This window comes from Dyadobacter sp. CY312 (assembly GCF_021390535.1).
Lineage (GTDB): Bacteria > Bacteroidota > Bacteroidia > Cytophagales > Spirosomataceae > Dyadobacter.
The window spans coordinates 279,139-303,608 of sequence record NZ_JAJUXG010000011.1 but is presented as its reverse complement, the minus strand read 5'-3'; the positions used below and the strand labels follow the sequence as shown (position 1 = coordinate 303,608).

The window sequence follows — 24,470 nt, the reverse complement described above, 5'->3', positions numbered from 1 at the left end:
AAAGAACAAAAATCATTCGTAATACTTATTTTTAAGCTCTTTTTTGCAGCAAACGCACAATTATGCGAATTTGCAAAAAATTAAGACCGCAAAAGTAGGAAAATTTAAGAAAGAATCCTAAGCAATGCTGAGGTTTTTAGTAGTTTCACAATCGTCTCTCCCGCCACTTTGATGTGGTTGCAGCTTGTAAATCAGTGGATGGTGCTTTCAAAGGATTTGTAGTGGTCATTAAACTGGCACTAAGAAGCGCTGCAAGAATACTTTCGTCAATTCTATATTCTGACGTTAAATTTTCCGGTTTGAAGTAATGATTAACAAAATTGGTGTCAAATTGTCCGTTTATAAAAACCTGGTGTTTCATCACAAAGCGGCAGAATGGAAGCGTTGTCTGAACACCTGAAATCTGGTATTCATCAATAGCTCGGGTCATTTTTTCAATTGCTTCTTCCCGGCTCGCTCCGAAAGTAATTAGTTTGGCAATCATAGGATCATAGTGGATCGGAATTGCCATGCCTTGTTCAAAACCATCGTCAACACGAACACCATTTCCCTGAGGGCGTACATAAGTATTGAGCGTGCCAACGTCGGGAAGAAAGTTATTGGCAGCATCTTCGGCATATACCCGTGCCTCAATTGCATGACCTTTAATCGAAAGGTCTTCCTGTTTCAGGGTAAGTGGATATCCTTCTGCTATATGAATCATCTGACGAACCAGGTCCACTCCTGTAATTTGTTCAGTTACGGGATGTTCGACCTGAAGCCGGGTGTTCATCTCAAGAAAATAAAAATTACGCTTCTCATCCATGATAAATTCTACCGTACCGGCTCCATAATAGCCGCACGATCTGGCAACATCAATGGCTGCGCGTCCCATTGCTTCTCTTATTTCAGGCGTAACCGATACGGACGGAGCCTCCTCGATCACTTTTTGGTGCCGCCTTTGTATGGAGCACTCCCTCTCGAACAAATGAATGATATTGCCGTGCTGGTCGCCCAAGATCTGAATCTCAATGTGTTTTGGCGAAGTGATGTATTTTTCAATAAATACTGCTCCGTCTCCAAAAGAAGATAACGCTTCACTAACAGCCCGGTCCATCTGCTCGTCAAATTCTTGTTCATTGTTAACAACGCGCATCCCTTTTCCGCCTCCTCCTGCGCTTGCCTTAATTAAAACAGGGTAACCAATATTAGTCGCCAGTTTTTTAGCTTCTGTGCGGTCAGTGACAGCCGTGGATGTACCCGGAACCATAGGGATATTATATTTGCCGGCAGCTTGTTTGGCAGCCAGCTTACTTCCCATTATTTCAATAGCATGAGGCGAAGGTCCGATAAAAATGATACCTGCATCAGCTACCTTTTGTGCGAAGTCTGTATTTTCTGAGAGAAATCCATAGCCGGGATGGATTGCATCCACATTTAATTCTTTACATATTTTAATAATTTTATCTGACCTCAGATAAGATTCTGCGGAAGGTGCCGGGCCCACACAAACTGCCTCGTCGGCATATCGTACATGTAAAGATTTTCTGTCAGCTTCACTAAAAATTGCGACAGTGGAAATGCCCATTTCACGGGCCGTGCGCATAATTCTCAGTGCAATTTCTCCTCGATTGGCAATCAATATCTTTTTGATCCGGGGCATGTTCTAAACAAATATTGGTGGTAAACTGCGGAATTTAGCGATGATTTTTAATACCTTATTTTTTATTATTTTACTAACTTACGAAATGCTTGAATGCGAAGGGATTATTAAGGTAATGTAATTTTTTTTATTTTTGCATTTATCTAACATATATAATCATTGGTTACCCATATAAATTAGAAGCGAGTGGATATTTTTGAGAAACTGCAAAACAACTCCGGGCCCATCGGTACTCCTGCAAAGATGCTGAACAGCCACCATTATTTTTCATTCCCGATGCTGGAAGGCGAATTAGGTCCCAGGATGCGTTTTATGGGAAGAGAAGTGCTCAACTGGAGTCTAAACAACTACCTTGGATTGGCAAATCATCCGGAGGTGAGGAAAGCAGATGCGGATGCAGCGGCGAAGTGGGGATTGGCTTATCCTATGGGAGCGAGAATGATGTCCGGTAACTCAACTCAGCATGAGGAGTTCGAAAAGGAACTAGCAGAGTTTGTAGGTAAAAAAGATGCATTTCTTTTGAACTACGGTTACCAGGGAATCATGTCGGCAATTGAATGTATTTGCGATTACCGCGACGTGATTGTTTACGATGCTGAATCACATGCGTGTATTATAGACGGAATCAGATTACACAAAGCGAAGTTGGGTGAGTACTACAAGTTTAACCATAATGACATGGAAAGCCTTGAGAAAAACCTGAAACGTGCTACTAAGCTTGCCAACGAGAAGGGTGGTGGCGTATTGGTTATTACCGAGGGTGTTTTCGGGATGTCAGGTAAGGTTGGAGATTTGAAAGCGATTGCTGATTTGAAACAAAAGTATGACTTCCGTCTGCTTGTGGACGATGCGCACGGCTTTGGTACCATGGGTGAAACCGGTGCGGGAGTAGGAGAGTTATTAGGCGTGCAAAAGGAGATAGATCTTTATTTCTCAACTTTTGCGAAGTCTATGGCTGCCATCGGAGCATTTATTGCATCGGATAATCCTGAAATTATCATGTATCTGAAATATAACATGCGTTCGCAGACTTACGCGAAAGCATTGCCAATGCCATACGTTGAAGCGGGTCGTAAGCGCCTGGAAATACTTAAGGCAAATCCGGATCTGAGAACAAAGCTTTGGGAAAACGTAGCAGCCATGCAAAATGGTTTGCGCAGCAGAGGATTTAACATTGGCTCTACTGAGTCACCTGTTACGCCTGTTTTTCTTCACAGTGAAGGAGGTGTACCTGAGGTAACACGCATGGTTCGTGACCTGCGTGAGAACATGGGCGTTTTCTGTTCAATTGTAGTTTATCCCGTAGTACCAAAAGGGCAGATCATGCTGAGGATCATTCCTACGGCTGCGCACACCCTTGAAGATGTTGAATACACTTTGAATGCATTTACTACATTAGCCGACAAGCTGAAAAATCGTGTCTATCAAATTGATGACGTGCAGGCAGAAGTGGTTGAATAGCTAAATCTTCATTTTTGAGATACTGAGGGCATTTTATCAAAAATGCCCTCTTTTTTTTAAATATTTCAAAAATATTTTATTTTCTCAACTATTTGATAGTTAACATGTTAACTATAACATGACTTGTAAATTGCATTATAGTATTGTTTTTTTTTGTTTTTTGGATTGCGGTAATGCTTTTAATTATTAAATTTCGGGCAAAACATGCGTTTCTAGCTTGTTTTGGGCATTTTTAAACTAAAAAAACAAATAAAAACATGGCACGATTTGATGAAGTAAAAGATTTGATTCTTTCTTTGGAAGGTGATTTCGATAAGTTCTACAACAAAGAGAACCAAGCTGCAGGTACACGTGTACGTAAAGGCATGCAGGATCTTAAGACTTTGGCTCAGGAGATACGTTCTGAAGTTCAGAACAAGAAAAATGCAGCTGAGTAATTACTCTAGCACACCAGAAATTTGGAGGCCCGGTTCAATTTGAACCGGGCCTCACTGCTTTAGAATATCTTTTCATTAATCATGGTCGCCACACCTCGCGTCACCACTTTTTTTGTTCCAAGATCAACGATCTCGGTTGATATTTCCGCAATGTGTTTTTCAGGCTGGATTGATTTAATGGTAAACACAGCTTTATATTCGTTTTCCACAAACATGGGTCTTAGAAATTCCAGGGTCTGTTTCAGATAAATGGAACCGAACCCAGGGAATTGTGTGCCCAGTACCTTGGTAAAAACCGTCGCTCCCAGCATGCCGTGAATAATTGGTCTTTTGAAATTAGTGGTTGCTGCATATTCTGCATCCAGGTGTAAAGGGTTGTTGTCGCCTGTCAGCTCTGCGAATCTTACCACTTCGTCCTGAGTAAATTTAAAGAGGTAATCAAAGGATGAATTAACAACTGGCTCTATGTCCATAAGAATGATATTGATTAAATGATTTTCAAAAATCGGTTAAATACCGGATCTGTACAACCCGGTTTATCACAAAAAAAGAAGCTGCCCGGTCAAGGCAGCTTCTTCTCAATATGTTTATGAGGTTTATTCCTCGTTATCTTCCGTCAGGATGGCTACCGCAGCGTCTTCGTCAACTTCGCCTTCGAGAGGTTTGGTTACTCGTGCATTGCTTCGCTTGTCTTTAAACTTTTTAACCTGCATTTTCAACGTGTCTACTGCCAGGTCAGTGGCCTCTTCAAATGTTGTTCCTTTTTCCGTGACAAACATGGTTCCTCCCGGTACGTAAAGTTTAACTTCTAAAAGTTTGGTATGTAACTTGGCATTTTCACTTTTATCTAACTTCAAAAATACCTCCCCACTTGTAATCTTATCATAAAAGGTGTCCAGTTTATCTAATTTCTGTTGAATAAATGACAACAATCTAGGATCAGCATCAAAGTGAATTGCTTGCATCTGCAGTCTCATAAGCACTTAGGTTTAAGGTAAAACATTACTTTGAACCAAACGTCATATCATACACATCCGGAACTTTGACAGAATTTAACTACTCACGAAAAAGTACAAATTCTACAATTTCTCTGTTAACTCCCATGACGAATGGTATACTAAATAAAGAGAATTAATCCTGTAATGTCAAGCGCAAGACAAGGTTTGTCTGAATTTATTTTAGCAATGTTTCAAAGCTCAGGCTTCTTCCAAAAGTGTACGGAAAGATACATACTGACCATTAAAAATCTGATGATGCTTCTCCTGGATGTTGGATTGATAATCAGTCTGATAGGCCAAAAAGTCTTCCATTGTGCGAAATGAAAATTGAGAAGTATAGGTTGATCCCTCATTTTCGATTTCAGTGAGCAAACGCAGCAATTTAACCTCAGTAGGCAGGTTTGTCGCCATTATTTCCGGTATATGGGTGCTTTTCATATAGGCAAGCCATTCTTTTTCAGCTGCGTAGCTGATATTTACTGTGATGTTAAAAATGATCATTATTTTAATTGATTTGGTCTCGTGACATTCGTGCAAATATCGCAATTATATTTTTACCAGTTCCCGATCATTCAAGATGGTATCCGTATCCTCCAAATATTTGGGAGAAGGTAGATTGGGAGTTACCTTTGTACCCTTTACAAATTCACCGTAACTTGTTTTACCCTTATGAACATTCTTCTACGTGCCCATTCGGGCTTGCGTTATGTGGTATTAGGATTGCTCCTTGCTGCTATTTTCATAGCTTACTCCAATTGGAAGAGCAACAAAAGCGGAGATAGCAAAGTCTATCTCTTCGCACTCATCGCAACACATACGCAGTTGCTCATTGGCTTAATCCTTTTTACAATGAGTCCAAAGGTTAATTTTAGCCTTATCAGTGAAAAAGTTTTTCGCTTTTTCTCTATTGAACATGGATTTATGATGCTTATCGCGATCATATTGATTACAGTTGGCCGGGTAAGATCCAAGAAGCTGGAAGGTGCAGATAAGCACAGAACCGTACTTTACTTTTATGCTCTGGCATTAGTAATCATGCTGGTTGCCATTCCCTGGCCATTTAGGAATTTGGGATCAGGTTGGTTCTGATAATTAATTAGCGGTTAGCTGTTAGCCTTTGGCTTGCAGCTAACCGCTAAAATATTCAATAAAAATTTCGAAAAGGTTTCTACTGCTGGAATCTTAGCCAAACAAATCACTGGAAAGGTAACGGTCTCCGCGGTCACAGATAATAAATACGATTACTCCGGAAGTTAATTCCTTAGCAAGCTCTACTGCCGCCCACGCTGCTCCGCCACTGCTCATTCCTGCAAATACTGCCTCTTCTTTTGCCAGTCGGCGTGTCATATCAACTGCATTTTCCTGGGTAACTTCTATTACCTGATCCACACGGTTTCTGTCATATATCTTTGGAAGATATTCTTCCGGCCATTTTCTGATTCCCGGAATACTGGAACCGTCCGTCGGCTGACAGCCAACGATCTGAATTTTACTACTTTGCTCTTTCAGATAGCGCGATACACCCATAATAGTGCCGGTGGTACCCATGGATGAAACAAAGTGTGTAATTTGCTGTGTGGTGTCCTTCCAGATTTCGGGCCCTGTTGTGTTATAGTGCGCTTTCCAATTGTCAGGATTTGCAAATTGATTGAGCATAAAATAACCGTTGTGCGCTGCTTTGTCTTCTGCATAGTCACGGGCACCTTCCATCGTTTCCGTTAAAGTTACTTTCGCACCAAAAGCTTCCATGGTCAGTACGCGTTCTCGGGTCGAGTTCTGTGGCATAATAAGCTCTATTTCCAGCTCGAACAGCCGCGCAATCATTGCAAGCGCAATTCCTGTGTTACCACTGGTTGCTTCAATGAGTTTGGTTCCTTTTTTTATTTCTCCACGATCCAGAGCGCCTTTGATCATACTGTAGGCAGCACGGTCTTTTACGCTGCCACCGGGATTATTTCCTTCCAGTTTGCCGTAAAGTTTTACTTTTGGGTTGGGATTGATATGCTTTAATTCAACGAGTGGCGTGTTACCCACCAATTCAAGAAGTGATGACATGACAAGAGAATGTATTAAATGTGTCCCGGATTAAATGATCGGTTTCAGAAAACCGATTTTGAAAATGTTATTTTATTCCAGAACAACATCGTGCATCATCATTGACATTGAACGAAAAGCGTGGCTTTAAACAAGAATTTACAGTAATGATAGTTACAATCATATTTGTCTTATAGACTAAATTGGGTGCAAATATAATGGATTACTTGTATTTCGGGTCCTGAAAGAATGTCAGTGTCCCCAAAAGGTAAGGTGTAATGGTAGAACCATGATCCCCTCCTGGAACAGGAATAAACTGAACATCAGCGGCTCCAAGTTTTTTCATTGCTGCTTCTGCATTCACCGAATTGAAAGGAAAAACCAGCTGATCAGACAATCCGTGGTACAACTTTGTAGGCGTTTTAGGTTTCCAGTTATATACATCATTATCAGCAATGGCTTTGATAAAATCCTGATCTGTTCCGTCGTTTAATGCTTTTTTGAAAGAATCCGTCAGAATGTTATGGAAACTGGTATTGATCAGGACTTTGGATGGGTCACCATTTGCAGCCGCAATCTGTGCTGCCCATGGTTCCTTAAAATAGTAAGTCGCCGGTTTGTTTAATTTATAGATACGGTCGTAGCTTAGCAAAACCCATAGATAAAGCCGGTTGTAATTCACAACAGCATGAGTCTGATTATTTATGATTTCTTTCATAAATGCAGTTTTGTCGTAGGCACCTGCTCCACAGCTGGAAGCCCTCAGATTAAATTCCGTTGAAGCCTCTTCTTCAATCCTCTTCTGAAGGGACATGGTCGCATAACCTCCTTCTGAATAACCGGCCAGAAATAACTTTTCATCCCATTTAACAGCGGTCTGACCTTTCAGGAGCTCTTTTGAGGCTCTAAGCAAATCGAGTGAGGCTGAGCCAAGGCTTGCTCTGTGTTCATATGGATGAGGCAGGTCTTTGGAAGCACCGTAACCAATGTAATCAGGGTAGGCGATGATGTATCCCATGGCTCCAAACATTGCTCCAAATGTTGCTGTTTCCGAACTGGAGGCATAATGGGATGGAGCTTCTGCATCCGTGGTGATGGTGCCATGCTGCACACTGATCATAGATGCCGGCTGGTTAGAAACCGGCATAATCACAGCTCCTGATGCAGTAATTTCGGCTCCGTCGGTGTTGGTAGTTTTGTAGGTTACCTTATAAACTTTAATGCCGTTCTTAACATAGGCGGCAAACAGAGGATTTATTTTTAAGATATCATCTTTCGATAATTCCTTGATGAGTGAGCTTTCTTTGAGATACTTATTTTCCTGAACCGGATCGACAGGTTTATTTTCATTGTCACAACCAGATAAAATCAGAATTGTCAGAATGAATACAAGCCAGGTATTTCTAAGTAAGGGAGTAAAAATGAATTTTGCCATAGCGTTGAAAAGAGAATGAGTCAGTATTCAGTTATTACTAACGAACGCTGACTCATTTTAGGTCATGAAAACTGATATTATAATGAAGAAATTTTATTCATATACCAGCTTATCATTCTGGATGTTGCGTCGGGACGTTCCACCATACCCATGTGTCCGGCTTCTGCCAGAATGAACGGGTAATTCTGTTTGGGATAGTCCGATAAACTGATACAGCTTTCGAACTGAATTAGCTTATCCTGCATTCCGATAATGAAAAGAACAGGGTAGGGCATTGAGGCTAATACGGCTGTTCTGTCCGGGCGGTCACGCATGGCAGCCATCCCGGTTGCCAGAGCCTGAGCAGGCAATTTCCCGTAACGCTGGATATGAGCCTCTACTTTTTCCGGGAATAGTTCTTTAAACCTGTCACCGAATAAATTGGATGCTGTGGCTTTAATAAAGGCTTCGGTTCCGTGGTTGTTCAGCAGTTGAATGGTTTTATTTCGCTGTTCTTTTTTCGCGTCATCATCGGCATAGGCGGTTGAGTGTACCAATCCGAAACCTTCGAGTAAATCAGGATATTTTTCAGCAAATGCCAGCGCAATGTATCCTCCCATTGAGTGGCCGATCAGCGTAAATTTCGTGATGTTGGCACTGGTCAGGAATCGATGCAGTTCGTCTGCGTATTCTTCTACTGTCTGGCACGATGTATAGAGAGAAATATTAGGTCTTACAATCGTAAAATAGTCATTTAATGTTGCGTCCAGATAGTCCCAAATGGCATCATCCATTCCGTGACCGTGCAGCAAAACCAGGGTCTTTTTGTATAAATTCATAACAATTGTCTATCAAGGTTGAGTACTTGTTTTGGATAAATATACATAAACGATGTTCTAAAATAATGCTTTATGTTCAAATCGTAATGAACTTTGAGAAGAGCGGGATGGATAAAGACCAACAAAAATAAGCCCGGAGAACGCTGTTCACGGGCTTATTTCCTGAAATTATCGTATTTGATTTTTTCTGTTTTTTATCTTGAAAACAGTTATGTATTATTTGGGCGCTTTTGCCAATTCTTCATCTCTGAGAGCCCTGCGAAGTATTTTTCCAACATTGGTTTTTGGTAGTTCCGTCCTGAACTCAATCTGTTTAGGACATTTGTAAGCTGTCAGGTTTTCCTTGCAAAATGCTTTTACCGTTTGCTCGGTCAGAGCGGGATCTTTTTTTACAATATATACTTTCACCAGTTCCCCCGTTTTTTCGTCGGGAATACCTACACAGGCCACTTCCAACACGCCGGGGCATTGTGCTATCACTCCTTCAATTTCATTTGGATAAACATTAAAGCCTGAAACAAGGATCATGTCCTTCTTGCGGTCTACGATCTTGAAAAACCCGTCAGGATCTTCAATCCCGATATCGCCTGTTCTGAACCAGCGTCCGCTTTCATCCTCAAAAATCACCTTCGCGGTTTCATCGGGTCTGTTGTAATAGCCAAGCATGATCTGAGGACCTTTGGCGCATATTTCACCTTTTTCTCCTAGTTTGGCCCAAGTGTCGTCATCACTAAGAATGCGCATTTCCGTGCTTGGAAAAGGAACGCCGATTGTTCCGATGCGGTGGTTGCCATCGAGAGGGCTTACTGAAAGCACTGGTGAAGTTTCAGAAAGTCCGTAACCTTCAACAAGTATGCAGCCTGTTTCTTCTTCCCAACGATTTGCAACCACTTTTTGTAAAGCCATTCCGCCGGCAATGGTGATTTTTAAACCACTGAAATCTATGTTTTTAAATTCCGGATTATTCAGCAATCCGTTAAAGAGTGTATTGAGACCCGGGAATATATTGATCTTGAATTTTTTGAGTTCCTTTATAAAACCGGGAATATCGCGGGGATTGGTGATAAGCAGGTTAAGTGCACCCCATTTCAAACCACAGAGCGCATTGATAGTCATAGCAAAAACGTGGTACAAAGGCAATGCGGCCACCATAGTCAGCAAACCTTCATGATCCGAATTTCTCATTTTCGACATAAGCCATTCATTTACGGCTTCCACATTGGCAATCAGATTACGATGGCTTAACATGGCTCCTTTCGACACACCAGTAGTTCCACCGGTATATTGTATAAAAGCGACGTCGATCCCAGAAACGTTGGGACGCTGATACGTAAAACCAGAACCCGTGTGCAGGGCGCTTCCAAACGAAGTAACTTTAGGAAGGTGGTACGCGGGTACCATTTTCTTCACATACTTTACTACTGCGTTTACGATCAGTTTTTTAGGGAAACCGAGCAGATCACCTATTTCGGTTACGATAATGTGCTCAATATTAGTACTTGCAATGATTTTTTCAAGATTTGCTGCAAAGTTGGCCATGATCACGATTGCCTTTGCACCTGAGTCGTTAAACTGGTGCTGCATTTCTCTTGATGTATAAAGAGGATTGGTGTTAACAATTACCAAACCTGCCCTTAGCGCTCCAAACATTGCTACCGGATATTGTAACACATTAGGCATTTGAATGGCAATACGATCTCCCTTTTTAAGACCTATACTCTGCAGATACGCTGCGAAATTCCGGGATAGCTGGTCAAGTTTTCCAAATGTCAGGACCTTATCCATGTTGGTATAGGCCGGATTATCCGGGAAATTTGCAAAGCTGGTCTCTATCAGGTCCAGTAAGGAGGTATACGCGTCCGGATTTATTTCATAGGGTACACCTTCGGGATAATGCTTCAGCCAGGGATATGTATCTTTTGATATTGACATCATACTTGTGGTAAGGGTAGTTATTTAGGAATGTAGACAACCAAACAATAAATTAAGATAAAAATTTATAAAATCAATGCAATTTCTTTTTGAAAATATGACAACGGCGAATTCTGATAAATTTTATTCCATTTAAGGTTAGTTTGTTTTTTTTATTTCCCAACGCCATAAGGCGCCCTCATCTGAGTCATCAATATCCTCTGTTTGAACGAAACCAATTTTCTGCAATATCTGTCCCGATGCGTTCTCTTCGGCCAGTGTGTGGGCAATTACTTTATGTACTCCACTTTTTGAAAAGGCGTGATCTACCAGGCTACGTGCTGTTTCCGTCCCAAGTCCTTTGTTTCTGTATGAAGGTATGATTTCGTAGCCAATCTCAACAGTGCCGGTAGAATCCGGTTCACCTTTGTAGCCGCATGAGCCAATGAGCTGGTTAGTAGGGATGTGTATGATAAGATAAACCCACCATTCACGAAGAGGAGGATGTGCCTTCCAGCGATGGTAGGACGGAGTAAACGTATCTCTGAAATCGGTCCATTTTTTTGGGACATTCACACCCATCACTTTTGCGAGGGTATTATTGCCCATTCTAATGGCATCAAACAGTGTATCGTCGCAGACGACTATTCTCAAATTGGGGGTCAAAATCATATGTAATCGTATTGTAAAAAAATCCTGACCCCCAATTTAAGCAAAATCATTGTGAGTTGTTTTCATCAAAGCGATCGGTGATTGCTTTGCGGATTGCCTGATGAGGTCGCATACCCGTGCTGCGGGTGCGTGTTACGGCCCTGTCAGAAGATGCGTTAGCTTTGGCTTTCATGGCGAGATCCGAAACGGTTAAATGTCTGTTGCGCCAAGAGTCATATTCTTCCTGGTTCATTACATCTCGCGTTACCTGCCCACGTCCGTATCCATCTGCGTAAGAATGAACCCTGCTTTGGGTAAGGGCGAGTCTGCGGTCTTCTTCAAGATTTTTTATTTCGTCAAGAACCTCTCTTTCTTCCTGTTTTAATTCTTCCAGAGAAGGTAATACGGACAGTTCATTTTCAAGAATATTCTTTTGAGCCAATTGGCCTGTAAGCAATTGCTGTAAAGGCTCCATTTGTTTCAGAATTCGTTTACGGCGTCGTCTTAGTCGCCATAACTTGGGGTCAATTTGAAGCCAGCGATACCAAAAGCCCTGCAATACCGGCAAAGCCATGCCCAACGATACCGCACCTGCAATAGCGAAAAGTACTCCACTCAATACAAATGAAAGCAAAGCCCATGGACTGTTGACCAGATCCAGATTCAGCTGATCCGAGTTTCTTAGTGCCTGTTCTATTTTGTTTGTAAGTTCCGGACTATTTATTGGTGCTCCTGTCATTGGATCCACAGCATTGAGCTGAAGATTTTTTACCGATTTATTAATTGCTTCCTTCAATTTATCGGTACGGTAAGCTTCGTATCGGAACCAGCCTAACACGATAAGTGTAACAATGGCAAAGATGGAAAGTATCAGCTTGAAACGTGCGTATCTTGATTTCGCTTTATGCGTATCCTCGTTGTGATAAGGTTCTTCAATGAGCCGGTCGTAAGCGGGCTTTAACAATACGGAAAGCATTGCAAGACCAATTGCAAAAGCCCAGGCCTCATTGGAATTCCTGATGTTCAATGCATAAGCAACAATCTCGTGCGAGATGATAAGGTCACCGGCTATAAAAGAAATACCTGCGGCTAAAAATATAAGACCGGCTATAAGTGAATAAGTGGGCGCCTTAGAGCTTCTTTTTTCTTTAAGATTTTCGGTTTCCGAGTCAATAGCGTTAACAGACGTTTCCAGTTCCTGCATTTTGCGGACATTTCCGTTAAGTCCCATCGTTTCCTGTTGAAGCTTATCATATGACAACTTCTGTTTTTGGATGGTTTCCTGCTTTCTGTTCCGCAGCGTTTGTAGCAATTCCTGTTTTTGGGTAATCTGATTTGTTGCCCAATCGTGATTTACGTTGCTCGATAAATAATTTTCGTAGGTCTCGCGGTCAAGGCCCTCAATACCACTGGTGTAACCGTGTTGGTAATCACCACTTTGGTTGGGATTTTGCTCGTCCATATCTCCTGAATTTTAAAGTTCTTAATTGAAAACGAAAGGTGGCCTACTGACCTCCTTTTTGTATGTAATTCAACTGTTTGCCTGTAAGTTGGTTTTTCATGCGACGGGCCAGAAAGAATTCACTTTCGAATAATTTGATCAGCATGTCGCGTCTTGCGTAAATTCGGTCGCGCTCGGTCTCAACTGCACTTAATTCACGCAATACCTGCCATTTTTTTACACGTAGCTCGTTGGTTTGTTCCTGTAATTCCAATATTTCTGTTTCCCGGTCAACCGCTTCATTTTCGTGTTGCTTTTTCTCCCGGATCGGGTCCAGCCAGGCTTTAAGGTCGGTTCGTAATAGGGTGATGTTGCTGAGGAAAAGTTTTCCTGCAAAAAGAAAAAGGAAGAAAATGAAAACGAACAGTGCGGAAGCCTGAAACCAGCTTTGGGCTGGTAATACGTTGGCGAAAACAAAAAGCGCTGCTGCAAATGGCAATCCTATTTCTTCAAGAAGCGGCCGCCAGCTTACCTTTGATTGTGTATCATGAAAAATAGAAATACGACCGAATAAACTGAACATCCCGGCAAGGAAAATGCCCAGGGCTATCCATGAACTTTCAGCAAACACCGGCTTGAGTGATTCTCGAATCAGGAAAAAATTACCTACACACATGGCAGCGCAGAGAGCCAAACCTGTAAGTGTTCGTGGCAAATGATGCTCAGCGCGTTTTTCTGATGTCGCAATCGCATCCAATTTGAATTTCAATTCTTCAATTCTATTCGTTTTTTGACCAATGAAGAGATTAAGCTCCTGAACACGTTCGTTATGTTGTTCTATTTCACTTAGGGGCTTTGCGGAAAGATGGAGGAAGTATTTGTGAATGATATCCGTTTTTTCAGTCGGATCAGATTCGGATAAACCGAATAACACTCCTTCATCACGAAGTGTATCTTCATCTTCCAGCCAATAGGGGATCGCTACTTCTGTCACCTGAGGCACAACAGGACTTTTATCCGTTACCTCGCCTATGGCATAAGTCGGAGTATTACTTACAATTGGCGTGTTTTGTGAAGTTGTAATTTCGGAGGTTTCGGTGTTCGCTACGACGTCGTCTTCGTAGTATTGTTCCTCGTCGGAAGGTGACGAACGGAACAGATTTGTGATCAATTGAGTGAATTTGGCCATATGTTTTCATGGATTAGCCTGCGATTATCCATGAAAACAGGGAACTAACCTACATTATTGTGATGATCGGTTATTAAAATACGTAAGGCGTTCTTAGCTAGGCCTTTTCGAACATTTTTTGCAGAGCTTGCCATAGTTTTCGTTTTAAGTCACGATCAGATTCAATAGCTGCCAGCGGATCTGCCAAAAGGAACCATATACCATCCACAAGTTTAGGTGTGTAAGGTATCAGAAGCAGATCTACATTCAGTTTGACAAGCGGTACGCCAAATGTGATGAAATAATTGATTTTCCGGCCGGAAATAACACCACGGGCATCTGTAGGGGGCAAGAAGCTGACATTGAAAACGTCGGCCTCACTGATTGAAAATTTCACCGCTTTCAAAATATTATCAAGAAAAACGGCCTCTGCTGCCTGCATTTCCTGCTGCTTTTGATCTTCTGTGAGAATTAGTATCCTATGCTTTAAAGCAGGGAATTCCTGAGCAACCGGTGCAGAAACAAGTTTCGGAGCCTCTGGCTTTTCTGCGATCTTAATTGTAGTTGGAGCCGGTTTTGGTTGCTGAGGAGCAATAGGAGCACTTTTTGCAACCGGAGATTCTTTTTCCTGAACCACAACCGGCTTGCTTTCATTCAGTTGAAAAAGGGTATCATTCTGGAAGAGAATCTTAAAAAGTGCGGCCTGTGAGCTCATATTTTAATGTCGGTCAGAGTTTGCCCAAATTTACCTGGTCAAAGCTCCATATCCCAATTTTTTTCTTTTGTGCCTGAATCTCCAGATTTGAATATTCGGAACTGCCTGAATATTTTTTAAAATGTACCGCGTATCCAACTTTTACCAACTCTTTGTTCAGAATTTTCCCATCTGGCAATACCACTTCTCCCAGTAATCTTCCATATCGGTCAAAATTACCCGCATGGCGGATCTGTACCTTTTTTCTGAAACATTTTTCTGAGGTAAACTGCTTCGCTACTTTATAATAGGGCCTGCCACGTTCAGGGGCATTTACATGCAACAGCCGTATCCGGAGCGGCATATCCTTTCTGCGTCCTGCTTTTTTACCTGCGAAAATAAATTTCAATTCGATGGTATCGCCATCCTGTATTCCGATCACTTCTGCCTTGATGATTGCAGGCAGTACATCACTTTTTGGAATGGGTTGACTGGTACGGTCCTGTTGAAAAGAACTTAAAAACAGGATTAGTAAAACAGCAGAAAGGTAATTTGTTAGTACTCTGTAAGTTGAAACGGAAGTAATTTGCACGCGTAATAATTCATAACGATGAAGCCATAAAGGTAGAAAATACTTCTGGGAAGAAGCTGTCGAAAACAGCAGAAATCGTTCTTACTTTACTTCCAGTTTATACCATTGAATGTCTTTTAAAGGTTGCCTGCGAGCATAAGTCTGGGTAGGCGCGTAGTATTTTTCCAGATAGTCGAGCACCTGCTTTTCTGTTTCTCCCAATTCCCACAAGTTATGATTCGCCTGCATCCAGCGGATCTTCTGCTTCCAGCCGTCTCTTGTGAAATGATTGGCAATGATCAGTTTGGATGAATGACAACTCGTGCACTGTGCTTTCACCATGTACAGATCTTTATCCACAATTAGTCCCGTTTCCGGATCTTTTTTCAAAGTATCCGAAGATACAAAACTTGTAGTAGCTGCTTTGTGCTGTATTTCTTTGCTATTGAAAGATATACTGGTCACAATTGCCAGGCCTGTTAACAGGAGCAATAAGTTTTTCATAATTTCACTATATTTTATACTAATCAGCCATGAGCGGATTATGTGATTTTGACCAACTTCCTATTCTGCTTTAAGGGCAATTCTTTCGCAGGCGTTATTCAGATAGCCACCCGGATTCCAAGCCGGAATAACCATGGGCTGAGCAACGCCTTTTTCGTCAGTTGCACGTACCCACACTTCATAATAACCCTTCACCGGAAGTTTTATTTTTGTATTCCAGTGTTGCCAGGCAAGTCGGTTTGCCGGAGCCTCAAGTTTGCAGTTTTGCCAGGTGGATCCGAAATCAATTGAAACATCCACGCTTTTTACTGAAAGATCACCCGCCCAGGCATGTCCTCTCAGTTCCAGCTCTTTTCCGGGAGCAATTATGGCTCCGGACTTAGGATAAGTAATCATTGATTTTACAGGCATGGATTCTATGATCCTGAAATACTCTTCTGTTTGCGGCACTTCTTGTCCCGGAGCAACAGGGCTTTTAGGTATTTTGTAACTATGCCCTTCCATTTTTGCACCGTCATGAATTTTGTTCCGTACCGAAATACGGCTCAGCCACTTGCCTGAGACCGATGCAGGCCAGCCTCCAATTACAAGGCGTAACGGATAACCATGAAATTCTGGAATATCGGCGCCATTGAGCTGCCAGGCAACAAGTGTCTCATCTTCTAACGCCTTAGCAATGGGAACACCTCTGGAAATAGCTTCTTTTTTTGGATCACGACTTAAGTGAATATCGTTGCCATGGTACCCTATATATACAGCGTCACTTTTTATGCCGACATCATTTAATATATCCTTCAATCTCACACCCGTCCACTCAGCGCAATGGACAGCACCTTGTCCCCAGGCATTTCCGGAAGTTTGTGGTTGAAACCCGGATCTTCCGTTGCCGCCGCATTCCAACACCAGTTGATAGGTGTAATGTTTAAATCGTTTTTTAAGATCAGCAAGGGAATAGGTTTTGGTGGTTTTGACCGATTCGCCGTCGATAGTCAGTGTCCAGGTTTTGATGTCCATCTTTTCAGGAATCAAGCCATTGTTTCTGATAAACATTTTATCGACTGGCGTAATCCGGTCGTCAAGCAGATTCAATGGAGTCTCAACGTTCCAAGGGCGGTCGCCCTGAACGATCAAATCGGGATTTTTCCCTTTCAATGCGTCCTTTTCTTCAAAAAGAAGTGGAATGTAGTTTTTTGGAAGTTTATCGGCAAAAACGATCTCACTTCCCAATGCAGTAGCCATAGCGGCAAGGCTTGTTTTCTTTAAAAAACCGCGTCTGTCAAATGACAATTTCATATTTAAGGATTCAGGTACTTTACAAATTTACAACGATAGGTTTTACATATATCATATAATCCAGGCGTTTTGTACAATTATAGGGAAGTGTACCACAAAAAGCAAAGGCCATCCATGGAAGGATAGCCTTTGCTTTTTAATAAAATCGAACATCAGCTCAGAACCGTGTGTGCATAGCGCGGAGTGTTTGCAGATGTTTTATGGATAGGTTTATTATGATAATAATTACCCGATAAAAGGACCGGCAATAGCCAATACCTGCTCTTTTGAGAGGGTTTCATCAAAAGCCTCTGAAATTGCTGCATCTGATTTTCCGGCAAGTCCTTTAAGGTTTACGCCACCTTGCGTCAGATTGTCTTCTCCGTTGTAAACTGCCTGCACCAATGCTATCGGCGACTGATTACCAGTAATCCATCCTTTTGTTACAGCTGAATTGTTTTCGATCGCGAAAATACGTCTCACCTGAGCAGCATGGCGTGCTTCTACAGAATGTACTTGTAAAGCAACCTGCAAAATAGTCGGATCTTTCATCAGAGCTCCGGCTTGTCCTTTGTAGGCGCGAACACCTGTATCTTCTAAAGCGCAGGCCACCGTAATAAATGTTTTGAAGTTGGTGTGGGTATCAGTCAATTTTCCACCGTAAGTCCAGTCAAATTTCAGGTCCATTTTGCCAACTGCTGCTTCAAGGTAAGCAACGTGCTGTGCCTCGTGCTTTCCAATGAGTGCAATTGATGATTTGTATTGTGCAGGAATCAAACTTGGCGAGTCCACAGCTATTTTGTAGAAAGCGGCCTCAAGATATTCCAGTGTAAGTGCAAATTTAAGTACGTCAACAGCAGCAGCCGACTGAGCATAAGCTTTGTTGACAATGGTAGCAAATGCCATAGGAGCTGCCACAGAAGCTATTTTGCTACCTACCCGGTTCATAAAATGACGGCGGGAAGCATGCTCGAGGCGGCCAACTGCGTCGCCGTCAATTTTTTGTAGTTCGTCTATTATTTTGAAAATATCCATTGTTTCTGAAATTGAAGTTGTGTTGAAAATTATTTACCCACATTTGCACCTGTAACGTTTGTTTTCAGGTATGGCTTTACAGCGGCCAGAATGGTAGCAGGATCAATAGCTTTATCAAGACCATTGTTGTCCACAACATCACCACCTGCAAAGTTCTCCGTGTTAGGTTTTAGCAAATCACCTATCACAGAAGCATGGCGCGCCTCTACTGAAACAATTTTACCTGCCAATACCAAATAGTCAGCTGTCTTGATAAGCTTTCCGGCACCATTGTAGGCAGCAACACCAGTATCTTCAAACAATTTTGCAGCACCCAAAACTATGTCTCTGCTCTTGAAATTGATTCCTGAGAAATTCACTTCGAGACTTGGAATAATGGCAGTAGGAGCAGCGGCAGTCAATGCAGCTTTGAAGAAATCTCTATGGATAATTTCGTGGTCGCGGATGTCAGTCAGAATGGTTTTTTCTGCTGCCGACATACCATCGTAAGGAGTGTCAATAACCTGAATGTAAAAGGCTGCTTCAAGTTGTTCCAGCGCATAAGCATAATTTAGTACGCCAACATCTCCTGAACCAAGGTCAACTGTACCAACAGGATCTGGTCCTGGTTCGTGATCTTTCGAGCAGGCTACCATGGCAGCACCAACGGAAGCGGCAATACCCGCAGACATCAGAAAGGAGCGTCTGTCAACAGTTGATGACGCTTTTTGATCCTCTTTATCTGAATTGTTTTTTGAATTACTAATTCTTTCCATAACAATAAAAGGTTTATGTTTTCCTTCGCCCATCGAAAGACAATCTGGAAAAACATACGGCCTTAAATTTGCTTTAGATCGGGGGATGAGAACCAGTGCATATGTGTCCGTTTCGTTGCGTACATATACGTTTTAAAAAATTTACGGATATAAACAGCTGATTTTGAGGTATTAATATCCTAAAAATCGAGATTAATAAAATATTAGAATTTAATAAAATAAATTTTTGGAACCTGTAAATACAACCTGAGGGAGAGAGAAATGTCTCAAAAAGAGCCCAGACAAACGGAAGAAACTTGTAAAAAGCTTCTCCGTTTGTCTGGAAAATTAATAACGTTGAGTAGAATTGACCGGACAATGCCGATGTTGTTAACTAAGATCTGTAACTCACGATCCGTGGAGGTTAGACTTTATTCTGCTTACTATAAAAAGTATTTCTACAAATATAGCTATTTGGAAATATCCTGCAACTTGATATTGAAAGTTTATAGTAATACAGGTATGCGGGAAAGGATATTTATTGGTTGATGTCCCATTATTCCGCAAAGTGTTGAGGTAAAGCTTCACGTAAAGGTGGTATGATGTAATATTTAAATACATAAATATCTGAAAATCAGCTATTTGTTAATTATTTGAATCATTGGCATTATATTGGTAAAGTACAATAGAAACGCAGCAATGCACATTTTTTCTAATTTACTAACTGAATAAAATATATAACATTATGAAAAAGCTAATTGTCTCGGCATTCGCCTTATCACTTATATCATTCGCTTCTGTTCAGGCAAACACATTTACAGAAACAACAGGTACAGTCATTACCGTTACGCAGGAAAAAGTAGCCGTTAAACCGGAAGACCTGCCGGAAGCAGTTAAAACCACATTGGCAGGGGACGCCTATGCGGGCTGGGAAGTAACAGGAGCTTTTCTTGTTACAAAAGAAGACAACTCCCAGCATTTCGAAATCTCACTTAAAAAAGGTGAAGAAACTTCCACAGTTAATCTAGATAAAGACGGCAAAAAAGTAGAATAAACTGATGAAGTTTACTCGAAAAATTGTAACGGATAAAAGCCGGAGATTATTTCTCCGGCTTTTTGGCGTTAGATTTTATAATTTTACATTTTTCCGGATCGTTAAGTCAAATATTCTTTTAAAATTATCTTACAAACATGGCTCATTTGCTGCTTCTTGAAGACGACACAACTTTTTCCAAATTGCTAAGTTCTTTTTTGGGCAAGCACGGGCATCAGGTTCAGGTCTGTTCCAATATAAAAGAAGCAAAGGCTGCATTGGTAAAAAGTTTGGATGATAATGATCCTTTTGAGGTTCTGATGCTTGATTATCGTCTGCCGGACGGAAATTCTGTTGACTTTCTGAAACAGCTTCGCAGTGACGGAATCAGGACGCCGGCATTTGTGATGACAAGTTTTCATGACGTGCGTACAGCGGTGAACGCCATGCAAAACGGAGCATTTGACTATATAACAAAACCGGTGCATCCCGAAGAGCTGTTAATGGTGCTGGGGGAAGCTCTGCAAAAATCTTCCGCACCAGCGTCGCAGTCGGCTGCACCAGCCAGGACGGGTAAGAAACCTGAAAATTTAACGGCAGACTTTATTGAAGGGAAAAGCAAAATTTCCAAACAGCTATATGAGTATGTAAGGCTGGTGGCACCAACAGATATGTCTGTGATTGTGCTGGGAGAAAGCGGTACGGGGAAAGAACATGTAGCCAAATCCATTCACAGACTCAGCAAGAGAAGCAAAGGGCCTTTCGTAGCAATCGATTGTGGATCCCTGTCCAAAGATCTGGCAGCCAGCGAATTGTTTGGTCATAAAAAGGGCGCGTTTACAGGTGCTTTGCAGGATAAAATTGGCCAGTTCGAGGCGGCAGATGGTGGTACGCTGTTTCTGGATGAAATTGGTAATCTTGGATATGATGTTCAGATTAAATTGCTGAGAGCATTACAGGAAAGGATCATTGTTCCGATTGGGAGCACGCAGTATGTAAAAGTGGATGTGAGGCTGATAGCTGCCACCAATGAAGACCTGATGGCGAGTTCTGCAAATGGAGATTTTCGGGATGACCTCTACCACCGCCTTAATGAGTTTAAAATAGAAGTGCCTCCATTGAGACGAAGAGGTGAAGATCTGCCTATTTTTATCCAACATTTTGTGGACAAGGCAAATGAGGAACTGGATAGAAACGTCCAGAGCTTATCCAAAGAAGTGATGGATGTATTTCAAAAATATGATTGGCCAGGTAATTTACGCGAACTTAATAATGTCATTAAAAGGCTTGTCTTGCTTTCCAAGGAGGAAGTTGCGACATTGAACGCGCTTCCTGCCGAAATGATATCTTCACTTGAAGAAACGCCTAAGTCTGCCGGGTCGGATCTGAAAGCGTTACAGGAAACCCATGAAAAGGAAATGATTGAGAAGGTGTTACAAGAGGTGCGATACAACAAAAGCAAAGCAGCCAAGTTGCTTAATATCGACAGAAAAACGCTGTACTATAAAATCGAGAAATATCACATTGAGTAGGAGAGTGCTTTCTCTTCAACCTGATCTATTACGGAAGCTGCCTGTGTTATAAGCTCACTTATTTCACGGGCTGAAATTTCTTTCCCATCTCTGATCGCAATTTCATAAAAGCGGAAACTGGCTGATACTTCTCTGGCTCCGATTTGCCCTGTACGCCCTGCCATGCGGTGCATGAGCTCGTGCATTTCCGGAATTTCGGAATTGTCGAGCATCTCTTTAAGTTTTGTGATGTCCTCACGGGAATCTTTCACGAATATTTCCAGGATTTCCCGCATCATGGTATCATCACCGAACGTCATGGCACTCAGTACCGATAAATCTAGGGCGGGGCTATCCGGTTGCTTTTTTACAGTCGATTTTTCCAAAAGTTCTAAGAGTTGGTTGGAGTGAAATGGCTTCATAAGAATACCATCAAATCCCATACCAAGAAGTTTACTACGTTCTTCGGGAAGCGCCTGCGCCGTAAGAACATAGAATTTAACATCTGCTGAGGCAGTTTCACGCAGGCGTGCACACAATTCCGCACCGTTCATTCCCGGCATTCGCATGTCCGTAAGCACGAATTTTACATCATCGTCCCATGGTTGATTCAAGACTTCTTCGGGAGAAGAAAAACATTCATGCTCAACCTGATACATATCTAACACGGATGAGCACCATTTAAGAATGAATGTGTCGTCGTCCACGAGCCAGGCTTTGCCTTGTATGTCATACACCTTTTGCACCTTATTTTCTTCTTCTGCGAGAGGAGTATCGGCCTGGGTAAGAATAATATTGACAAAAAATGTGGTTCCTTTTCCTAAACTACTTTCCACACGGATATTTCCATCCATACCTTCCACCAGCGATTTGACAATACTCAAACCTAGCCCTGTACCTCCAAAACGTCTTGAAATGGTTGGATCGGCCTGTTCAAATTGATTGAATACCCGTTGCGCTTGTTCGGCAGAAAGACCTATTCCGGTATCGGCCACTTCAAAATGAATTACTATAGCATTCTCTCTTTCCTTTGCTGAAGCACGGAGTTTTACCTCACCCTCATCCGTAAATTTTATTGCGTTTGTCAATAAATTGTACAAAATCTGGCGAAGCCTGAAAGGGTCACCTTTAAGCAGCAGATTGGCCGGAATAGTGTTTTCAAGTGTCAATTGCAGTGCTTTTTGGCTTGCCGTCGGGCGAAGCATTTGCACCACTTCATTGAGCAAAGGAGTAATTGCAAAGGTCCGTTCTTCAAAGTTAAACTGATCCGAAATGATCCGGCTGTAATCGAGTACTTCGTTTACCAGATAAAGCAGATGTTCAGAAGCCGTGTGCAGGTTATTTAAATCCTGCTGTTTCGGCTTTTCATCCGTTTTCAAAGCTTCCGTATAGCCAATGATCGATTGCAGCGGCGTACGAATTTCATGGCTCATGTTGGACAGAAACCGCTGTTTTGCCATGCTGTGGTACTCTGCCTCTTCTTTTGCTTCTTCGAGTTCGCTTCGGTACTTGTTGCTCTTTGTTATGTCTGTAAAAATAAGATATGCGAGTAGTGCGGTGAGAAAGAAGAAACCCAGCATAACCCATTCAATACGGTCAATACTGGCTGCTACCATTTTTTGCGATTGCGCGCTGTCGTTATTCGATTGGCGAACAACCTCTCTTTCAACTTCCTGCATGACCCGTAATAATTGGCTTACAAGAGAATTGCCGGCAGAAGATAATTCCTGTTCGCGATCTATAAAGCTTGTTGTTCGTTGTTTTTGTGATTTTTCAATCGCGTGAACAGCCTCGCCCACAATCTCAATCATACTGTCTTTGGGGGCAACTTTGAGGGTGTCCACTTCCACATTCACTTCCTGTTTCTGGACTATTTTGGCCGGAACCGTTTCAGGTTCTTTCTTATTCTTTTTTGAGCTGAATACACGTCCGAAAAATCCCTTTTTATCTTCCTCTACTTTTTGTTTTTTAAAAGGATCAGGTACTTCTGTATAAGTAGTGGTTGTAGTGGTTCGTTTTTCGGTTTTCACCACAGTACTGTCGGGTTTACGCTTGTTGGTGGTAATGAGTCCCGAAATACTTTTTACCTCGTCGGAAAGATCCTGGTTACTTACAAGTTTGGATCTGACTTTGATATAATTGCCGAATATCTGCTCTCTTGTTTCCAAAATGCGTTTCATGGAATCGATACGGATGATTTGCATCGGGTCATCAATACTGAGAATGCTTAGTGTATCCAGTGTCGACATCAGTTCGCGCGACTGTGCGAGAAACTGGTCCTTCTGTGATTCCCCGGCAATGGTTCGTGCGTTCTGAAGGTGGTTGAGCTGGATGATGTTTTTAAAAACCTTATTTACCAGCCTGAGTTTGTCGTTAGGTGTGGACAGAACTTCCAGTTTGCTGAGCATATTCTCAAACGCCAGCTTGCTGATAATCCACGAAGTCCCCAGTGCTAACGACGTAACAAGAAAGCCCAGCAGTACTTTGCCTTTGACGGAACCAGTAAAAGATTTATTGCGAGTGAATGACATTACAAATAAGCGTTACGGCATTAGTAACGAAATTTAGCAATAAAATTGCTTTTTAACGATTTTAGAGAAGCGGGTGTTGGAGCAGAAGATTATAAGTAGTCAGGTGTTGTTATACCCAGCAGATATGTTTTGTCATTATTGAGTTCACAAACTCAATGTTGTCAACACGGTTAATTTGCTCTCCGTTTTTTATATCCATGCTTTTGAAAAAATAGGAATGCTGTTTTGCTAACGTGACTGTAAATTTCCATCAGGGATAATTCCTTAGCACGATTCTCAATTTCATGGAGTAGCTTTTTTGCAATTCCACATCTTTGAAATTCTTTATGAACGTATAGAAAATCAAGGTAGCCATTATCAGTAATTGAACTGAAACCAACTATTTGTGTATCATATACCGCTACAAGAAAGTGCTGTTCCAGGATATCCCTCGTCCAACTGGAGACATTTTTATAACACTCCGACCAAACTTTAATCTCCTCGGGATTATAGTTTTCCGAATTAATGGTAATAACTGTATCCCGAAAAAGGGTCCGAATCTCATCAAGGTCTTCGATTTTTGCTTTTCGTATCGAAACTGGCATTGTTG

Annotated in this window: 24 protein-coding genes; 5 read left to right on the top strand and 19 right to left on the bottom strand. The window is 41.8% G+C overall.

Going from position 1 to position 24,470, the window contains the following annotated elements; genetic code table 11:
* Positions 1–145: 145 nt before the first annotated feature.
* Positions 146–1,642 carry an acetyl/propionyl/methylcrotonyl-CoA carboxylase subunit alpha gene (locus LZG71_RS16240; protein WP_233822025.1) on the bottom strand — a complete coding sequence of 499 codons (1,497 nt, stop codon included), beginning with the start codon at positions 1,640–1,642 and terminating at the stop codon, positions 146–148.
* A gap of 186 nt (positions 1,643–1,828) precedes the next feature.
* Here LZG71_RS16240 and LZG71_RS16235 point away from each other — a divergent pair, with 186 nt between their 5' ends.
* Together LZG71_RS16235 and LZG71_RS16230 are read left to right on the top strand one after the other, a co-directional pair.
* Positions 1,829–3,103, top strand: coding sequence for a pyridoxal phosphate-dependent aminotransferase family protein (locus LZG71_RS16235; RefSeq protein ID WP_233822024.1), 1,275 nt, complete (start codon positions 1,829–1,831; stop codon positions 3,101–3,103).
* Between the two features lie 257 nt (positions 3,104–3,360).
* Positions 3,361–3,540 (top strand): histone H1, encoded by a 180-nt coding sequence (locus LZG71_RS16230; RefSeq protein ID WP_131960147.1) that lies wholly within the window; start codon positions 3,361–3,363, stop codon positions 3,538–3,540.
* Positions 3,541–3,599: 59 nt separating this feature from the next.
* On the opposite strand, the gene LZG71_RS16225 is transcribed toward LZG71_RS16230, so the two are convergent.
* From LZG71_RS16225 to LZG71_RS16215, 3 genes are all read right to left on the bottom strand, one after another.
* Positions 3,600–4,013, bottom strand: coding sequence for a MaoC family dehydratase (locus LZG71_RS16225; RefSeq protein ID WP_233822023.1), 414 nt, complete (start codon positions 4,011–4,013; stop codon positions 3,600–3,602).
* Between the two features lie 123 nt (positions 4,014–4,136).
* A complete protein-coding gene (locus LZG71_RS16220; RefSeq protein ID WP_233822022.1) occupies positions 4,137–4,517 on the bottom strand; it encodes an HPF/RaiA family ribosome-associated protein in 381 nt (126 codons plus the stop codon).
* Between the two features lie 219 nt (positions 4,518–4,736).
* Positions 4,737–5,039 (bottom strand): DUF4286 family protein, encoded by a 303-nt coding sequence (locus LZG71_RS16215; protein WP_233822021.1) that lies wholly within the window; start codon positions 5,037–5,039, stop codon positions 4,737–4,739.
* 168 nt (positions 5,040–5,207) lie between these two features.
* Here LZG71_RS16215 and LZG71_RS16210 point away from each other — a divergent pair, with 168 nt between their 5' ends.
* On the top strand, positions 5,208–5,627 hold the full coding sequence (locus LZG71_RS16210; protein ID WP_233822020.1) for a cytochrome B: 420 nt from the start codon (positions 5,208–5,210) through the stop codon (positions 5,625–5,627).
* Between the two features lie 93 nt (positions 5,628–5,720).
* On the opposite strand, the gene cysM is transcribed toward LZG71_RS16210, so the two are convergent.
* The 13 genes from cysM to LZG71_RS16145 form a co-directional block, all read right to left on the bottom strand.
* Positions 5,721–6,593, bottom strand: coding sequence for a cysteine synthase CysM (cysM, locus tag LZG71_RS16205; protein ID WP_233822019.1), 873 nt, complete (start codon positions 6,591–6,593; stop codon positions 5,721–5,723).
* Between the two features lie 202 nt (positions 6,594–6,795).
* Positions 6,796–8,007 (bottom strand): S9 family peptidase, encoded by a 1,212-nt coding sequence (locus LZG71_RS16200; protein ID WP_233822018.1) that lies wholly within the window; start codon positions 8,005–8,007, stop codon positions 6,796–6,798.
* Between the two features lie 77 nt (positions 8,008–8,084).
* Positions 8,085–8,825 carry an alpha/beta fold hydrolase gene (locus LZG71_RS16195; RefSeq protein ID WP_233822017.1) on the bottom strand — a complete coding sequence of 247 codons (741 nt, stop codon included), beginning with the start codon at positions 8,823–8,825 and terminating at the stop codon, positions 8,085–8,087.
* A gap of 216 nt (positions 8,826–9,041) precedes the next feature.
* A complete protein-coding gene (locus LZG71_RS16190) occupies positions 9,042–10,760 on the bottom strand; it encodes an AMP-binding protein (protein ID WP_233822016.1) in 1,719 nt (572 codons plus the stop codon).
* A gap of 135 nt (positions 10,761–10,895) precedes the next feature.
* Positions 10,896–11,408, bottom strand: coding sequence for a GNAT family N-acetyltransferase (locus tag LZG71_RS16185; RefSeq protein ID WP_233822015.1), 513 nt, complete (start codon positions 11,406–11,408; stop codon positions 10,896–10,898).
* 46 nt (positions 11,409–11,454) lie between these two features.
* Complete coding sequence (locus tag LZG71_RS16180) at positions 11,455–12,849, bottom strand: hypothetical protein (RefSeq protein WP_233822014.1); 1,395 nt, start codon at positions 12,847–12,849, stop codon at positions 11,455–11,457.
* Between the two features lie 43 nt (positions 12,850–12,892).
* Entirely contained in the window at positions 12,893–14,017 is a 1,125-nt protein-coding gene (locus LZG71_RS16175; RefSeq protein WP_233822013.1) for a hypothetical protein, read from the bottom strand.
* A 97-nt stretch (positions 14,018–14,114) separates the two neighbouring features.
* Positions 14,115–14,711, bottom strand: coding sequence for a hypothetical protein (locus LZG71_RS16170; RefSeq protein WP_233822012.1), 597 nt, complete (start codon positions 14,709–14,711; stop codon positions 14,115–14,117).
* Between the two features lie 13 nt (positions 14,712–14,724).
* On the bottom strand, positions 14,725–15,282 hold the full coding sequence (locus LZG71_RS16165; protein WP_233822011.1) for a thermonuclease family protein: 558 nt from the start codon (positions 15,280–15,282) through the stop codon (positions 14,725–14,727).
* Between the two features lie 81 nt (positions 15,283–15,363).
* Complete coding sequence (locus LZG71_RS16160) at positions 15,364–15,765, bottom strand: hypothetical protein (RefSeq protein WP_233822010.1); 402 nt, start codon at positions 15,763–15,765, stop codon at positions 15,364–15,366.
* A 60-nt stretch (positions 15,766–15,825) separates the two neighbouring features.
* Positions 15,826–17,058, bottom strand: a complete 1,233-nt coding sequence (locus LZG71_RS16155; RefSeq protein WP_233822009.1) for a sulfite oxidase — start codon at positions 17,056–17,058, stop codon at positions 15,826–15,828.
* A 225-nt stretch (positions 17,059–17,283) separates the two neighbouring features.
* The gene (locus LZG71_RS16150) at positions 17,284–18,072 is read right to left on the bottom strand and encodes a ferritin-like domain-containing protein (protein ID WP_233822008.1); all 789 of its coding nucleotides are present in this window, start codon (positions 18,070–18,072) and stop codon (positions 17,284–17,286) included.
* Between the two features lie 29 nt (positions 18,073–18,101).
* Complete coding sequence (locus tag LZG71_RS16145; RefSeq protein ID WP_233822007.1) at positions 18,102–18,827, bottom strand: ferritin-like domain-containing protein; 726 nt, start codon at positions 18,825–18,827, stop codon at positions 18,102–18,104.
* Between the two features lie 724 nt (positions 18,828–19,551).
* Between LZG71_RS16145 and LZG71_RS16140 the strand changes: the two genes are divergently transcribed.
* Positions 19,552–19,860 (top strand): hypothetical protein, encoded by a 309-nt coding sequence (locus LZG71_RS16140; protein WP_233822006.1) that lies wholly within the window; start codon positions 19,552–19,554, stop codon positions 19,858–19,860.
* 137 nt (positions 19,861–19,997) lie between these two features.
* Entirely contained in the window at positions 19,998–21,371 is a 1,374-nt protein-coding gene (locus LZG71_RS16135) for a sigma-54 dependent transcriptional regulator (protein ID WP_233822005.1), read from the top strand.
* On the opposite strand, the gene LZG71_RS16130 is transcribed toward LZG71_RS16135, so the two are convergent.
* Positions 21,359–23,881 carry an ATP-binding protein gene (locus tag LZG71_RS16130; RefSeq protein WP_233822004.1) on the bottom strand — a complete coding sequence of 841 codons (2,523 nt, stop codon included), beginning with the start codon at positions 23,879–23,881 and terminating at the stop codon, positions 21,359–21,361. The two genes, LZG71_RS16135 and LZG71_RS16130, sit on opposite strands and share 13 nt — an antisense overlap.
* 170 nt (positions 23,882–24,051) lie before the next feature.
* Positions 24,052–24,465, bottom strand: coding sequence for a GNAT family N-acetyltransferase (locus LZG71_RS30695; protein WP_409013635.1), 414 nt, complete (start codon positions 24,463–24,465; stop codon positions 24,052–24,054).
* Between the last annotated feature and the right edge of the window lie 5 nt (positions 24,466–24,470).

What these genes read in the sequence shown, in the direction of transcription:
- LZG71_RS16190 (WP_233822016.1), bottom strand. Translation starts at nt 10,760, where the DNA reads ATGATGTCAATATCAAAAGATACATATCCCTGGCTGAAGCATTATCCC.
- LZG71_RS16140 (WP_233822006.1), top strand. Translation starts at nt 19,552, where the DNA reads ATGAAAAAGCTAATTGTCTCGGCATTCGCCTTATCACTTATATCATTC.
- LZG71_RS16170 (WP_233822012.1), bottom strand. Translation starts at nt 14,711, where the DNA reads ATGAGCTCACAGGCCGCACTTTTTAAGATTCTCTTCCAGAATGATACC.
- LZG71_RS30695 (WP_409013635.1), bottom strand. Translation starts at nt 24,465, where the DNA reads ATGCCAGTTTCGATACGAAAAGCAAAAATCGAAGACCTTGATGAGATT.
- LZG71_RS16230 (WP_131960147.1), top strand. Translation starts at nt 3,361, where the DNA reads ATGGCACGATTTGATGAAGTAAAAGATTTGATTCTTTCTTTGGAAGGT.
- LZG71_RS16220 (WP_233822022.1), bottom strand. Translation starts at nt 4,517, where the DNA reads ATGAGACTGCAGATGCAAGCAATTCACTTTGATGCTGATCCTAGATTG.
- LZG71_RS16195 (WP_233822017.1), bottom strand. Translation starts at nt 8,825, where the DNA reads ATGAATTTATACAAAAAGACCCTGGTTTTGCTGCACGGTCACGGAATG.
- LZG71_RS16215 (WP_233822021.1), bottom strand. Translation starts at nt 5,039, where the DNA reads ATGATCATTTTTAACATCACAGTAAATATCAGCTACGCAGCTGAAAAA.
- LZG71_RS16175 (WP_233822013.1), bottom strand. Translation starts at nt 14,017, where the DNA reads ATGGCCAAATTCACTCAATTGATCACAAATCTGTTCCGTTCGTCACCT.
- LZG71_RS16210 (WP_233822020.1), top strand. Translation starts at nt 5,208, where the DNA reads ATGAACATTCTTCTACGTGCCCATTCGGGCTTGCGTTATGTGGTATTA.
- LZG71_RS16160 (WP_233822010.1), bottom strand. Translation starts at nt 15,765, where the DNA reads ATGAAAAACTTATTGCTCCTGTTAACAGGCCTGGCAATTGTGACCAGT.
- LZG71_RS16155 (WP_233822009.1), bottom strand. Translation starts at nt 17,058, where the DNA reads ATGAAATTGTCATTTGACAGACGCGGTTTTTTAAAGAAAACAAGCCTT.
- LZG71_RS16150 (WP_233822008.1), bottom strand. Translation starts at nt 18,072, where the DNA reads ATGGATATTTTCAAAATAATAGACGAACTACAAAAAATTGACGGCGAC.
- LZG71_RS16240 (WP_233822025.1), bottom strand. Translation starts at nt 1,642, where the DNA reads ATGCCCCGGATCAAAAAGATATTGATTGCCAATCGAGGAGAAATTGCA.
- cysM (WP_233822019.1), bottom strand. Translation starts at nt 6,593, where the DNA reads ATGTCATCACTTCTTGAATTGGTGGGTAACACGCCACTCGTTGAATTA.
- LZG71_RS16135 (WP_233822005.1), top strand. Translation starts at nt 19,998, where the DNA reads ATGGCTCATTTGCTGCTTCTTGAAGACGACACAACTTTTTCCAAATTG.
- LZG71_RS16130 (WP_233822004.1), bottom strand. Translation starts at nt 23,881, where the DNA reads ATGTCATTCACTCGCAATAAATCTTTTACTGGTTCCGTCAAAGGCAAA.
- LZG71_RS16185 (WP_233822015.1), bottom strand. Translation starts at nt 11,408, where the DNA reads ATGATTTTGACCCCCAATTTGAGAATAGTCGTCTGCGACGATACACTG.
- LZG71_RS16180 (WP_233822014.1), bottom strand. Translation starts at nt 12,849, where the DNA reads ATGGACGAGCAAAATCCCAACCAAAGTGGTGATTACCAACACGGTTAC.
- LZG71_RS16225 (WP_233822023.1), bottom strand. Translation starts at nt 4,013, where the DNA reads ATGGACATAGAGCCAGTTGTTAATTCATCCTTTGATTACCTCTTTAAA.
- LZG71_RS16145 (WP_233822007.1), bottom strand. Translation starts at nt 18,827, where the DNA reads ATGGAAAGAATTAGTAATTCAAAAAACAATTCAGATAAAGAGGATCAA.
- LZG71_RS16200 (WP_233822018.1), bottom strand. Translation starts at nt 8,007, where the DNA reads ATGGCAAAATTCATTTTTACTCCCTTACTTAGAAATACCTGGCTTGTA.